At 70.2% G+C, this 13,303-nt stretch carries 13 protein-coding genes and 1 riboswitch; of the genes, 8 read left to right on the plus strand and 5 right to left on the minus strand.

Annotated elements, in window-relative coordinates; translation table 11 throughout:
* Positions 1-54 precede the first annotated feature (54 nt).
* Positions 55-188: riboswitch (FMN riboswitch) on the minus strand.
* A 53-nt stretch (positions 189-241) separates the two neighbouring features.
* The 3 genes from E1218_RS21530 to E1218_RS21540 are packed head-to-tail and all read left to right on the plus strand — an operon-like array spanning position 242 to position 4,095.
* Entirely contained in the window at positions 242-1,735 is a 1,494-nt protein-coding gene (locus tag E1218_RS21530; RefSeq protein ID WP_132322920.1) for an apiosidase-like domain-containing protein, read from the plus strand.
* Positions 1,736-1,759: 24 nt separating this feature from the next.
* A complete protein-coding gene (locus E1218_RS21535; RefSeq protein WP_202866125.1) occupies positions 1,760-2,731 on the plus strand; it encodes a sugar-binding transcriptional regulator in 972 nt (323 codons plus the stop codon).
* Positions 2,731-4,095 carry a threonine/serine exporter family protein gene (locus tag E1218_RS21540; RefSeq protein ID WP_132322922.1) on the plus strand — a complete coding sequence of 455 codons (1,365 nt, stop codon included), beginning with the start codon at positions 2,731-2,733 and terminating at the stop codon, positions 4,093-4,095. The genes E1218_RS21535 and E1218_RS21540 overlap by 1 nt, the downstream gene beginning before the upstream one ends.
* 6 nt (positions 4,096-4,101) lie before the next feature.
* On the opposite strand, the gene E1218_RS21545 is transcribed toward E1218_RS21540, so the two are convergent.
* Together E1218_RS21545 and E1218_RS21550 are read right to left on the minus strand one after the other, a co-directional pair.
* Positions 4,102-5,283 (minus strand): sialidase family protein, encoded by a 1,182-nt coding sequence (locus E1218_RS21545; protein WP_132322924.1) that lies wholly within the window; start codon positions 5,281-5,283, stop codon positions 4,102-4,104.
* Complete coding sequence (locus tag E1218_RS21550; RefSeq protein ID WP_132322926.1) at positions 5,280-6,809, minus strand: DUF4185 domain-containing protein; 1,530 nt, start codon at positions 6,807-6,809, stop codon at positions 5,280-5,282. The genes E1218_RS21545 and E1218_RS21550 overlap by 4 nt, the downstream gene beginning before the upstream one ends.
* 202 nt (positions 6,810-7,011) lie before the next feature.
* On the opposite strand from E1218_RS21550, the gene E1218_RS21555 reads away from it, so the two are divergent.
* From E1218_RS21555 to E1218_RS21565, 3 genes are read left to right on the plus strand one after another with little or no spacing between them, the layout of a single operon-like run.
* Positions 7,012-7,410, plus strand: a complete 399-nt coding sequence (locus tag E1218_RS21555; RefSeq protein ID WP_132322928.1) for a cyclic nucleotide-binding domain-containing protein — start codon at positions 7,012-7,014, stop codon at positions 7,408-7,410.
* On the plus strand, positions 7,400-8,380 hold the full coding sequence (locus tag E1218_RS21560) for an adenylate/guanylate cyclase domain-containing protein (protein WP_233712368.1): 981 nt from the start codon (positions 7,400-7,402) through the stop codon (positions 8,378-8,380). The genes E1218_RS21555 and E1218_RS21560 overlap by 11 nt, the downstream gene beginning before the upstream one ends.
* Positions 8,381-8,395: 15 nt before the next feature.
* Positions 8,396-9,112, plus strand: coding sequence for a GNAT family N-acetyltransferase (locus tag E1218_RS21565; RefSeq protein ID WP_132322930.1), 717 nt, complete (start codon positions 8,396-8,398; stop codon positions 9,110-9,112).
* Positions 9,113-9,149: 37 nt separating this feature from the next.
* Here E1218_RS21565 and E1218_RS21570 read toward each other — a convergent pair whose 3' ends face one another.
* The 3 genes from E1218_RS21570 to E1218_RS21580 form a co-directional block, all read right to left on the minus strand.
* The gene (locus E1218_RS21570) at positions 9,150-10,394 is read right to left on the minus strand and encodes a DUF1700 domain-containing protein (protein ID WP_132322932.1); all 1,245 of its coding nucleotides are present in this window, start codon (positions 10,392-10,394) and stop codon (positions 9,150-9,152) included.
* A complete protein-coding gene (locus tag E1218_RS21575) occupies positions 10,391-10,720 on the minus strand; it encodes a PadR family transcriptional regulator (RefSeq protein WP_132322934.1) in 330 nt (109 codons plus the stop codon). Before E1218_RS21575 ends, E1218_RS21570 begins: the two co-directional genes overlap by 4 nt.
* A 194-nt stretch (positions 10,721-10,914) precedes the next feature.
* Complete coding sequence (locus E1218_RS21580) at positions 10,915-11,829, minus strand: RNA polymerase subunit sigma-70 (RefSeq protein ID WP_132322936.1); 915 nt, start codon at positions 11,827-11,829, stop codon at positions 10,915-10,917.
* Between the two features lie 97 nt (positions 11,830-11,926).
* Here E1218_RS21580 and E1218_RS21585 point away from each other — a divergent pair, with 97 nt between their 5' ends.
* Together E1218_RS21585 and E1218_RS21590 are read left to right on the plus strand one after the other, a co-directional pair.
* Positions 11,927-12,637 carry a DUF899 family protein gene (locus tag E1218_RS21585; protein WP_132322938.1) on the plus strand — a complete coding sequence of 237 codons (711 nt, stop codon included), beginning with the start codon at positions 11,927-11,929 and terminating at the stop codon, positions 12,635-12,637.
* Positions 12,638-12,931: 294 nt separating this feature from the next.
* Positions 12,932-13,150 (plus strand): hypothetical protein, encoded by a 219-nt coding sequence (locus E1218_RS21590; RefSeq protein ID WP_132322940.1) that lies wholly within the window; start codon positions 12,932-12,934, stop codon positions 13,148-13,150.
* The last annotated feature ends 153 nt before the right edge of the window (positions 13,151-13,303 follow it).

Below are 13,303 nucleotides of genomic sequence, written 5' to 3' on the forward strand. Positions count from 1 at the left end.
GACAAGCTCCGCGGGCACGTCCGGCACACACGCCGTCAGCGCACGCGAAGACTGCCACGTGCGTCTTCCCATCCGGACTTTCACCGTCGGTCCCGGAGTTCCACCGGGTCAACCGCCTCTTCTCGCGAAGTCACGGGTCGCGGACTGTCACCGCCGGCTCGGAATTTCACCGACCCCAGAGCACGTGTGGTCTTGCTGTTCGGTCCACAGTTTATCGGTAGAAACCACCCCCGGGAGTGTCATGTCCATCTCAGTCTGGCGCGAGCACGAGTTCGTACTGACCAGGAGTCACGAGGAGCAGTACACCGCCGAGGTGTCGGCGGACTTCGAGCACGAGTCCGGCCTGCGGTTGCGGCGGCCGGCGTTCTGGGACGGCGGTGACACCTGGCGGGTCCGCTTCGCCGCGCCCGAGGCGGGCCGGTGGCAGTGGTCCAGCGGCGACGACACCGGTGAGTTCGGCGTCACGCCGCCGGAGGGCGAGCACCCGTTCTACGCGCACGGGTTCTGGCGGATGTCACCCGGCGGCCGCAGCCTGGTGCACGCTGACGGCACGCCCGCGATCCTGGCCGCGGACACCGCCTGGGCGCTGCCCTGGCGGGCGACGCCCGAGCAGGTCCGCGAGTACGCCGCCGACCGGCAGGCCAAGGGATTCAACGCCGTCCTGTTGATGACCGTCCAGCCGGACATGCGGGCCGTCGGACCGCGCGACCGCACCCAGGACGACGGGTTCGCGGTCGGCTTCGAGGATCTCCCCGAGGGCCACCTGAACCGTCCGCACGTCGAGTACTTCCAGTACCTCGACGTCCTGCTCCGGATCCTGGTCGACCATGGCCTCGTCCCCGTCCTGCAGCCGGTGTTCCACGGCTTCGGGTGGAAGGGCCTCGACGTCGCCGGCACCGTCGTACCGCCGGTGGAGTACGCGCGCTACTGCCGCTACCTCGTCGCCCGGTACGGCGCTCAGCCGGCGATCTACCTGGTCGGCGGGGACGGGTCCGGCCGGGAGCCGCAGATCGCGGCCGGTGGGGCCGAGGTGCACGCGTCGGACTGTTACGGCCAGCCCACCGGGATCCACTACCGTCCCCATGTCCACCCGAACGCGCACCAGGACGCGGACTGGCTGGACTTCCAGTGGTGCCAGACCGGGCACACCGGCGAACACGTGCCCGAGCGGGTCGCCGACATGTGGCGGAACCTTCCGGTCAAGGCGGTCGCCAACGGCGAGCCGACGTACGAGAACACCGGGCGGACCGCAGTGGCGGCCGGGTGGTGGCAGGGTCACGAGGCGTGGAGCAACCTGTGCGCGGGCGGGACGATGGGCGTGGTCTACGGCGCCGGGAGCCTGTGGCAGTGGAAGCTGCATCCTGACGAGCCGGGGCACTCCGAGTACTTCGCCGCGCCGGGCGCGGGCTGGCGGGAGGCGGTCGGCTTCGAGGGGTCGGCGTACGTCGGTCTGCTCACCAGGATCCTCGACGGGGTGCCGACGACCGACATGAAGCCGGACTGGACCCGGGTGATCTCGGGACGGGCGCTCACCGGGATGGACGGAACGCTGATCGTGTACCGCGACGACGGCGGCCCGGTGATGGTGTTCGACGACACCGTCCCGCTGGCGTACACGATCGTGGACCCGCGCGACGGCGCGGTGGTGACCACCGGCAAACGCGACTCCACCCACGATCCGCTCCCCGATCCCGGCGGCGCACCGCGCGTCTACATCTGCCGGGCTGACCTATAGTCGTCGTCTGTCAGGAGGTCTCGAGTGAACAACCGCGCGGTGCGTCAGCCGGGGCTGGACGAGTTGCGGCTGCTCGCGAAGGTCGCCCGGATGTACCACGAGAAGGGCATCCGCCAGCCGAAGATCGCGGCCGAGCTCAACCTCTCCCAGGCGCGGGTCTCGCGGATGCTCAAGCAGGCCGTCGAGGTCGGCATCGTGCACACCGTGGTGACCATGCCGAGCGGCGTGCACAGCGATCTCGAGGACGAGTTGCAGGGCCGCTACGGGCTGCGGGACGCGGTGGTCGTCGACACCCTCGGCGTCGGCGACGACGTGCTGGCGGCCCTCGGGTCGGGCGCGGCGGCGTACATCGACATGACCCTCACCGGCGGGCACGTGATCGGGATCTCGTCCTGGAGCGAGACGCTGATCAGCGCGGTCGACCGGATGCCGCGCAAGAGCGTGCCGGTGGTCGACAGGGTCGTCCAGATCGTCGGCGGGCTCGGTGACGCGGCCGTGCAGATGCAGGCGACCCGGCTGACCGCGCGGTTCGCCGAGCTGACCGGCGGGATGCCGGTCTACCTGCCCGCGCCGGGGCTGGTCGGCACGCCGGCGGTCCGGCGGGCGATGATGAACGACGTGTCCGTTCGCGACGTTCTGGGCACCTGGGAACAGCTCACCGACGCCCTGGTCGGGATCGGCAGCCTCGAACCCTCGCCGCTGCTCCAGCGCAGTGGCAACGCGGTCGCCGAGGCGGACCAGGACGAGCTGCGCCGGCTCGGCGCGGTGGGCGACGTCTGTTTCCGGTTCTTCGACGAAGAGGGAAGACACGTGCGCTCGACGTTCGACCAGCGAGTCATCGGGGTGACCGCCAAGGAACTGCTGGCGGTGCCACGCCGGATCGGGGTCGCCGGCGGTGACCGGAAGTTCTCGGCGATCCGGGCGGCGCTGCTCGGCGGCTGGGTCAACATCCTGATCACCGACCTGGCCATGGCCAACCGCCTCCTCGACGCCTGATGGACGCACGCTCGACGGACCGCGACGAGCAGCGCGAGGTCTACCGGACGCTCGACCTGGCCCTGCGGGTCGGTGAGGTGCTGCTGTCCAGCGGCGCCGGCACGGCGGACGCCACCGCGACCATCCTCGGTGTGACCGCGGCCGGCGGCCTGCGCGGCTGCGAGGTCGACATCACCTTCACCTCGATGGCGATCTCGTACCAGGCGTCGCCGGACGCCGCGCCGGAGACCCACATCCGCCTCGTCCGCTACCGGTCCCAGGACTTCTCCCGGCTCACCGAAGTCGATCGCCTGGTACGGCGGCTCGCCCGCGGCGAACTGACCCGCGAGGAAGCCAGTCGCGAGCTCGCCCGGCTGACGTCCGCCGGACCGCCGTACCCACGCTGGAGCGCCGTACTGGCCTGGGGCGTGATGGCCGGTGGTGCGACCCTGCTGCTCGGCGGTGGCTGGCTGATCACCCTGGTCGCGGTCGTCACCGCGATCGTGATCGACCTGAACAACCGGTGGTTCAGCCGGCAGCGGCTGCCCGCCTTCTACCAGCAGGTCGCCGGTGCTTTCGTCGCCACCGCGGTCGCGCTGGTCCTGTACGCCGTGGACGCGCCGGTGAAACCGTCCCTCGTCGTTGCCGCAGGCATCATCCTGCTGCTGGCCGGGATCGCCCTCACCGGTGCCGTCCAGGACGCGATCACCGGGTACTACGTGACCGCGGCGGCCCGGAGTCTGGAGGCGATGCTGCTCACCGGCGGCATCATCGCCGGCGTCAGCCTCGGCCTCACACTCGGCATCAAGCTCGGTCTGAACGTCGGGATCGAGGCCCAGACGATCCAGCTGGCGAACCTGCCGATCATGGTCGGCTCGGGTGCGCTGATGGCGCTGGCGTTCGCCTACGCGTCGTACGCCCCGCTGCGGGCGCTGCTGCCGATCGCGGTGATCGGTGCGGCCGGGTCGCTGGTGTTCACGCTGATGACGCGGGCGTCGTTCGGACCGGCCTGGTCGACCGCCGCCGCGGCGTTCGCGGTGGGGCTCGGTGGGTACTCACTCGGCCGCCGTACCGGCGTGCCGCCGCTGGTGGTTGTGGTGTCGGGCACCATTCCGCTGCTGCCGGGACTGACCATCTACAAGGGTCTCTACGAGCTGATGGGGCTCGGCAACCTGGTCGGCATCGTCAGCCTGGCGACGGCCGTGGCCATCGGCGTCGCGCTCGCGTCCGGAGTCATTCTCGGTGAGTACGTCGCCCAGCCGATCCGGCGTGAGGCCCGGCGACTCGAGGATCGCCTCGCCGGACCGCGACTGGTCGGGCCACGCCGGCCGGTCCGGCGACGTACCGGCTCTCGCCGCAGTCGCCGCCGGACGGCCTTGCCTTAGCGCGCTCTACTTCGCGCGGCCGGTGGCGTAGTAGGTCTTGCAGATGCCGTTGTGGTAGTCGGACGCCAGCTCCAGGACCTGTTTGCTGTCCGGGGAGACCAGGAGCGGCGAGCTGTAGTTCGGGCAGTAGTTGTTGTACGGGTTCGTGACGGCCACCGGTGCCGGGATCGTCCGCCAGTTGCCGTTGCCGCTCTTGACGAACAGGGTCCGTCCGTTGCCGGCAGCCACCGATCCGTCGGCGTTCTGCAGGATCTGGCCGACCGCGAGCAGGCTGCCGTCCGGCGCGACCGCGATGGTCGGAGCGTGCGTGAAGTACTTGCCGTCCGCCGTCCGGGTGATGGTGCCGGGCGAATCCCAGTTCCACCCGTCGGGTGACTGCCGGGTGTAGGCGGCGCAGTCGTACTGACCGCCTTGGCCACAGATCTCGTACGACATCAGGTAGGTGCCGGTCGGCAGCCGCCGTACGACGGGCATCCCCGGGCGGTGCGCGACCGTCGGGCTGGCGACCGTCGGTGTGGGGTCGGTCCAGGTGACACCGTCCGTACTGCGGACCTGCATGAGCTTCTGGCTGTGCGCCGGATCGGTCTCGTCCGCGTAGTGGCAGACGAGCCGGCCGTCCTTCGCGATGGAGAACTCCGGCTCCCACAGGCCGCGGTCGTTCGCCGCGGTCGCGCAGCTGGACAGGTACGACCAGGAGCGGCCGACGTCGTTGCTCCTCCAGATCCGCAGTGACATCGGCCGGTCCGAAGCACCCACCGACGCGGCCCAGAGGAGCGTCCCGGCCGGCAACGCCCCGACCGGCTTCGGCAGCTCGAAGAGGGTCGCGCAGCACAGCCCCTGGCCGTCGGCCGCCTCAGGGTCCTCGACGATCCCGACCTGGGCGAAGCTCTTCCCGGCGTCGGTGCTCTCGTAGATCGCGCCGATGCCGTCCGCGTTGCCGACGAAAGTGACCACACTGGCCAGGACGCGCCCGTTCGCGGGACCGCTGTGCTCCAGGCGGATCGCCCGCGGGTACAGGCCGGTGTCGTCCCGGAGCAGCTGGCCGGTCGCCTGTGCGGACGCCTGCGTCGTCGTCTCCGCGGCTGCCTGCGGTGCTGCCTGCGGTGCTGCCTGCGGGGCCGCCTGCGCGGTCGCCGGTGCGGTGAGGCAGGCGGCCACGATCGCGAGGATCGGTCCGGGCCGCCTCATCGGATCTCCTCCAGGACCACGTCGTCCAGCTGGAGCCAGACGTCCTGGCCGTGTCCGAAGAAGCCGCCGTACAGCTGGATCAGCGACTCACGACCGGAGTCGAACTCGACGGTGACCTTCTCGTAGTTCTTGTGTGCGCCGCCGGTCTCCTGCGCGAGCGTCCGGCCGCGCAGGGTGCGGACACCGATCATCGTCTCGCGGTTGTTCTCCGCGGTCCGCATCCAGGCGGACAGGCGGTAGCGGTGGTGCGGGCGGACGGCGACGTTCTGCTGGACCTGGTGGGTTCCGATCGAGTCGCGGACGTAGGCGTTGTTGGTACCGGTGTGAGCGAGGTTCGTCCGGTCGATGCCGCCGCGCCCGTTCAGTTGCCAGGGTGCGGTCGGCGTACTGCCGGTCTGCTCCTCGAAGCCGGGGTCGGTGACCAGGTTGGTGACCTTGCCGTCGTCGGTGAGCTCGGTGTGCATCAAGAACACGTTGTACGGGTCCCACTGCGACATGGTGAAGTAGAGATCGTCACCGGACGACCACGGGTGCATGTACGTGCCGTAGAGGCCGGGAAAATCCTTCCCCTTGACAACGACCTGCTCGCCGCTCCACGGCCCGGTCAGCGACTCGGCCGACCGCAGGACCACGGACGCCCGGGACTCGTCCAGGTACATCATCAGCCACTTGCCGAGATGCTCGTTCCACTGCACCGAGACCTCGCTGACCGGGCCGACCGCGATCGGGACCGCGGCGCTCTCCTTCGGTGACCAGGTCCGGCCGTCCCAGTAGCGCCAGGCGCTCTTCGACAGCACCAGCTTCTCCGGAACCCTGGCGATGTGCGCGTTGCCGAAACGCCCGTTCGGCGTACCGATCATGTAGACGAAGCCTTGGTCGCGGACCAGGGCCACCATCTGGAAGTTGTTGTCCCACGCCTCGGTGTTCTGCCAGCGCGCCGCCGGGTCCTTCACCCAGGTCTCGCCGTTGTCGTCGGAGTAGGCGAAACCGGAGTAGTTCGTGAACCAGCTGCCGGCCGGACCCCAGTAGTTGACCGACATGTACTGCACGTACTGCCGGTTGCCGACCGCGATGCCGCCGGTCGGGATCACGGTGTGCTCGTCGCGGTCGATCTTCTTGCAGTCGAGGAACTGCTTGGCGTGGCCGGGCCGGTCCTCGGCGGCCGAGTCCAGCGTCATTCCGTCGGCCAGGTCGCGGTCCTTGCTGCGGAACAGCAGGTTGCAGCGCCAGTCGATCGTGGCCGGGTCGCCGACACCGCCGCCCGGTCCGGTCCAGCCACTGCCGTAGCTGTCGCCGAACGCGGTCAGGATCTCGCCGGAGCCGTTGTCCCAGAGGATGCCGAGGTCGGTCGCCTTGAGCGCGAACCGGGCCTCGGTGTCGTTGATGGACCCCGGACCGGTGAGCTTCGCGACCTGGTCGGCCGGCGAGGGGACGGTCGCCGCGTGGGCCTCCGGGGATCGGTCGGCGGCCGGTACCAGGGCGGCGCCGATGAGTGCGGGTATGACCAGCAACAATCGTTTCTGCATCGTGGTCTCCTCGGGCGGGGGCAGAACTCAGTGAGAAATCGATTTCCGCCGACCGTAGTCCTTCGTTGTCAACCGGTCAACAGCTCAGCGGCCTCCAGGCGATCGCCGGCCAGAACCCAGTCGGTTCCGGCCGTCCGTTAGAGTTACCGACTGGAAACATCGGCTGATCGCCGGGGTGGCCCGGCGGGCTCGGAGGATCGACGTGGCTTTGGGTAGGACATCCCCGCGGGACCTGCCGCTGTTCGCGGATCTGTCCGGACGCGACATCAGGGAAATCTTCCGGGCCGGCGAGGAGGTCTCCGTGCCGGCCGGCTGGTCGCTGATCCTGGAGCAGACTCCACCGGACGCGGCGTACCTCATCCTCAGTGGGACGGCGGCGGTCCGGGTGAAGGGCGAGGAGATCGCCGAGCTCGGCCCGGGCGACATCGCCGGCGAGGTGGGGGTCCGGCGGAACACGTTGCGGACGGCAACGGTGACGGCGAAGTCCCGGCTGCAGCTGCTGCACTTCACCCGGGAGAAGTTCGACGACCTGACCACCCGGCTGCCCGCCTTCCGGGAGGCCATCGACGCCACCATCGCCGAGCGCCGCGGTGGATCCTGAACCCAGGCCGGCGGTCGAGTTGGCGGGGATGCAGCGGGACTTCGAGCAGGCGCTGCTCGGCGGCGAGCGGAAGTTCACCCGGATAGAGGTGTCCGAGCGGGCCGGGATCTCGATCGCCCGGGCCGAGCGGATGTGGCACGCGCTCGGCTTCGCGACCGTGCCGGACGACGAGGTGGCGTTCACCGACGGCGACGTCGAGGCGTTGCGGCTGGTGGTGGCGCTCGAGGACGACGGGTTCATCGACCCCGAGCTGGAGTCGTCGCTGGCCCGCAAGCTCGGCCAGACGCAGTCGCGGCTGGCGTCCTGGCAGTCGGCGATGTTCCTGGAGTTCCTGGCCGGCTCGAAGCTGTCCGCGGACGAGGCGATCGAGGTGGCCGGGATGTTGCTGCCGGCGATGGAACGGCTGCAGACGTACGTCTGGCGCCGGCACCTGGCCGCCGCGGGCGGCCGCGCGGTAGCCGGCTCCGATGAGCTCGCCCGCGGCATCCGCGCCGTCGGGTTCGCCGACATCGTCAGCTTCACCCGGCTGGCCCGTCGGCTCTCCGAGGCGGAGCTGGGGCAGCTGATCGAGCGGTTCGAGGGGATGGCCGCGGACGTGGTCGCGCTGAACGGCGGCCGGGTGATCAAGTCGATCGGCGACGAGGTCCTCTTCGTCACCGACACCGCCGCGCAGGGTGCCGCGGTCGCGCTCGCCCTGCAGGACGCCGTCGCCGCGGTCGACGAGCTGCCCGACCTGCGCATCGGCCTTGCGTACGGCAACATCCTGATCCGGCTCGGAGACGTGTACGGCGAGGTGGTCAACCTCGCGTCCCGGCTCACCTCCGAGTGCAAGCCCGGCCGCGTCCTGGTCGACCGTGAGCTGGCGGCGGCGCTCGACGGGCACGCCGACTACCGGCTTCGACGGCTCCGCCGCGTATCGGTGCGCGGCTACCACCACCTGGTCCCGTACGCGCTGCACCGCGCGGAGTGATGGACACTGGGACGTGTGCGCGAGATTCTGACGACCGCCGAGTTGGCGACGGCGAGTGCCGGCGATCCGATCATCGTCTGGGCCGGACAGGGTCTCCGCCACGGCGTCCGCGCCTGGTCCGACGGGGACGCGGTCGCCGTCGCCGCGCCGGAGTTGTCGAAGCGCGATCGGCTCGCGGTCGCCGGGCCGGTGGATGCGGTCGCGCGGCTCGCGGCCAGGGTATTCGCGGAAGTCGGGACGAGCTTCCGTCCGTTCGGCGACGAGCAACTGATCCGTGAGTTTGCCGACCGGATGCCGGAGGTGTCGTACTCGGCCGCATTCGGGTGGATGGACACGACCGAGCTGCCGATGGTGACGACCACGGCCGCCTGGCTCGAGGGTGACGCCGGGGTCGACGCGCTGCTCAATGAAGCCGCGCCTTCGTCCTACGCCTGGCCCGGGCGTTCCGGCGTACGGCGGTGGGCCGCGGTCAGCGGGGACGACGGTGAGCTGTTGAGCGTGGCCGCGGACGCGTGGAGTGCACCGGAGTTCGGCTTCCTGGCCGGGGTCGCGACCCGGCCTGGTGCCCGGGGCAAGGGGTTGTCGGGGCAGGTGTGCGGGTTCGTGACCGCCGAGCTGCTGAAGCGGCACGGGCGGGTCGGGCTGATGGTCGACCGCGACAACGCGACCGCCATCGCACTCTACGACCGACTGGGCTACACGTATCGCCGGGTCGCGGCAGCGCACGTGTGACGCCTCCGCGGTGTCGGCGCCGTACGTCGGACTGTGCTCAGCGAGTGGGTTGCACGGTCAGGGTGACGGCGGGGCGCGGCGTCGTCCCGGGTGCCGGTGTGGGCGTGGGCGTCGTGCCCGTGGGTGTAGAGCTTGCCGACGCGGACGGGGTGCCGGTGGGAGTCGGGGCCGGCGTCGCCGTGGCCGGCGCCGGCGGCGGGACGAAGGGGGCCTTGTCGGTGTCCCTGCAGTTCGGCTCCTCGCCGAAGTTGCCGCTCTCGTCCCCCGTGATCACCCGGTGCGGGACGACGTTGCTGGTCGAGTCGCGGTCGGTCCGGCCGTAGCTCGCCTCGCAGTCCTCCAGCCGCAACGCGATCGGGTTGCCCTCCTGGTCGTACAGCCGCACGCTCACCTGCTTGCCCTGGGCATCGAACGGGTAGATGTTCGACACCGGCGTACCGTTCAGGACCAGACCGTCCGGGGTGTAGCTGGAGCTGCTGCTGTAGTCGCCGTAGTCGTTCAGGAAGCCGAACGAGGCGCCCATGTACGCCGCCGAGAGGAAGGCGGGAACGGCGACGGCCGCGACGATGTTGAGCGGTACGACGTACCAGAGCCAGCGGCGGTCCTGCTGCGTCCTCCGGCCGATCCAGATCGATACCGCGGCACCGGCGACCGCACCGACGACCGCGACCGCCCCGGCGCCGAACAGCGCGAAGAACCCGCCGCCGCCGATCGCGCCGCGGGCGACCCACCACACCGGCTGGCCGATGGTCACCAGTTCGCTGCGGACGTTCGGCGGGATCTGGTCGACCAGGCCGCGGACAGCCTCCGCGCCGCGCCGTCCGCGCGGGTCCTCGAGCACGATCCGCGGGTCGTTGTCGCGCAGCGCGCGGACCCCGAGGTACGCCGCGAGGAACAGCACCGCGAAGCCCAGGACACCGAAGAACACGGTCTCATCGTGCGACCAGTAGAAGATGCCGATGGCAACGAGAAACGGCCCGGCGGTGGCGGCGACCAGACCCCAGCGCAGCGCCTTGCGGGCGGCGTCGCGATCCGCGACCGGCTGCGTGCGCGGTGGATACCCGGCCGCGGTCCGCAGCTCGGCGGCGTACTCCCGCGGTGTGCCGAGACGCTCCTGCAGGGCCTCGGTGGTGGGCTCCGCCTCGAACTCGGCCGCCACCTCGGTGAGGTGACCGCTGACGTCCTCGAGCACGTCCTCCAGCTCACCCGACGGCAGGTCGCTCAACTCGGCCCGCACCTGGGCGAGGTAGATCGCGACCGCTCCGGTCACGGTGCTGTTCACGCGGCCTCCTTTTCCACCAGCAGCACCGACATCGTGTCGGCGAAGTGGTTCCAGGTCTTGGTCGACTGGGCGAGCAGGTCACGACCCGTCTTGTTCAGCCCGTAGTACTTGCGGTGCGGCCCTTCCTCACTCGGCTGCACGTACGACGTCAACGCGCCGGCCTGGAACAGCCGCCGCAACGTCCCGTACACCGACGCGTCCGCCACATCCTCGAGCCCGGCCTGCCGCAGCCGCCGGAGCACGTCGTACCCGTAGCCGTCGCCGTCCCGCAGCACGGCGAGCACCGCAAGATCCAGCACACCCTTGAGCAACTGGCTCGTGTCCACAACCCCTCCTCGCTGCACCGGGAGGCCGGACCCCTCAGACCGCCCTCCCGGTGCTCTGCCGACCACACTACTACACAAAGCGGAGTACTCCACAACACCACAACCGCCGAATCGGCACTTTCGTTCACGTGGGGTGGGGCGGCGGCGGTGCAAAGTGGGGGTACGGCGGAATTTCGTGGCCGAAGGCAAGTAGCTCAGGGTGCGAGGCTGCCGGGCAGGCCGAACGCGGCGACGTGGTGGGCTCCGACGAACGCGTTGCTCTCCACGATCACGCCGTTCTCGATCGTGAGTACGTCGACGACAGTGGCGACGTAGCGATCGCTGCCGGGGGGACGCAGGTAGCAGATCAGCGCGGGCCGGCCGTTCGCGGCGGACGGGAACGTGCGCCAGTCCAGCGGACGACCGAGGAACTCGGCCGCGCCGTCGCGGCCGACGACGGGCGGGTCCGGCGGCATGGTGATGCGTACGTCCTCGGCCAGCAACTCCCGGAAGCTCGTGGGGTCGGTAGCTGCGGCGTACCGGCGTAGGACCTTCTCGTCCTCGCTGGTCAGCTCCGGCCGGCGCCAGTCGCGGGGATCAGTCGGCGCGTAGTGGCGAAGGGTCTTCCGGGCACGCTGGATCAGACTGTTGACCGCGGGTACGGCGAGGTCGAGACCGTCGGCGATCTCCGCCGGGGTCCAGCCGGAGATGTCCCGCAGGACGAAGGCGGCCCGCTGTCGTGGTGGCAGGTACATGAGCGCGGCGATCAGCGCGAGCTCCACGGTCTCCCGGGCGGCCAGATCGGCCGGCGGCTCGTCGTCCAGCAACGAATCGGGGTACGGGCCGAGGTCGGTGGACCACTCCATCGGGTCGCCGACCGGCACGCTCCGCCGGGCCGCGGCCTTGCGGTGGTCGAGGTAGACGTTGGTGGCGATCCGGTAGAGCCAGGTCCGGATCGATGCTCGCCCCTCGTACTGGGTCCGGGAGCGCCAGCCGCGCAGGAACGTCTCCTGGACCAGGTCGTCGGCGTCCGCGACGTTCCCCGTGAGCCGGTAGCAGTGGGCGTGCAACGGACGCCGGTACTCCTCGAACGCGTTCCGGAACCACGTCTCGTCCGCGTCGCTCGCCATTCACAACCCTCCTCCGTCACCGAGAAAGTGCGATGACGATCCGCCAAGTCGCTCGTCGGTATTCATAACACCCCGACGAGCCCACCTGGAGAACCTCATGACCGCGATGCCGCCGATTGTCGACCGCGAGACCTGGTGCCGCGAGCGCCGTACTCTCCTCGATCGGGAGAAGACGCACACAGGGGAGGGCGACGCGATCGCCGCCGTACGGCGCCGGCTGCCGATGACCGAGGTCGACGCCACCGCGACTCTGGTCGGCCCGGGCGGGCCGAGGTCGTTCCTGGACGTCTTCGAGGGCCGCGATCAGCTGATCGTCTACAAACACATGTGGCATCCCGGCGCGGGGATCGAAGGCCAGTGTGTGGGCTGCACCGCGAGCATCGTCGACGTGCACGACGTCAGCTACCTGAACCACCGCGGTGTGTCCTTCGCGGTCTTCTGCGAGGGGCCGTGGGACGAGATCGCGCCGTTCCGCGAGTTCATGGGCTACACGCTGCCGTGGTACTCGATGCTCGGCGTCGACGACGACGCCGTCGGCCCCGGCCTGATCGACGAACCCGGCAACATCGCCTGCTACCTCCGCGACGGCGACCGCGCGTACCTCACGAACGAGACAGTCGGCCGCGGCGTCGAAACCATCATGCTCCAGGCGCACCTCCTCGACCTCACCGCCTACGGCCGCCAGGAGTCCTGGGAGGACTCTCCACCCGGCTGGCCCCAGCACCCCACCGCCACCTGGTGGCAGAAAGACGGCCGCCCTGTCCCGCAGTGGACCCGCCTCGCGGCAGCCGAACCCTGCTGCGGGTGAAACGCGACCTGCAGCGCCTTCCGACCGGTCTGCACGCTCATCGAGAGTTGCTGGTTGCTGATGGTTGGCCAGCGCTGCTGGCCGGACATGTCGAGTACGACCTCGGGTTGCGGGCGGCTGCTGAGGCTTCCCGTACGGCGGCCGTACAGCTCGGCGTCGAGGCTGGGCATCAGGAGATCGTCGGTGGGGGCCATGAGATGAACGCGTGGTTCGCGTTGCAACGAGAGAGCGCGTGCTCTCGCCCTGACGGTCATCGAGGACAACCTCGCGCCGGACGGCACCGACCTCAGCCCGATGCGGATCTCGAAGCGCCGCTTGACCCCGGGCTTCACAGCCGCTCGCGAAGGCGACCTGGACCAGGCGGTCGACCTCGCCCTGAACGCCCTCCGGGCCGGCCGCCAGAGCCGAGTCCACCTCCGGATGATCACCAACGAACTCAACCAGGGGCTACGCTCGCGCTACCCGTCCGAGCCCCTGCTCCACGACTTCGTCGAGGCACTCCGCGCGAATTGACTCACTGCGGTTCGGGCAAGGCGCGCACGCTTGGGTCGGTGGGAGCGGCCGGCGAGCACGCGACGGAGGTGCGCGCGTAGGGGCGTCCCCGTTGCGTTAGTTGGTGGGGTCGTGAAGGTCGGGGCGTTGGGTGGGGGTGGTGATGTCTACGTC

Source organism: Kribbella turkmenica (genome assembly GCF_004348725.1).
In the GTDB taxonomy this organism is placed as follows: Bacteria; Actinomycetota; Actinomycetes; order Propionibacteriales; family Kribbellaceae; genus Kribbella; species Kribbella turkmenica.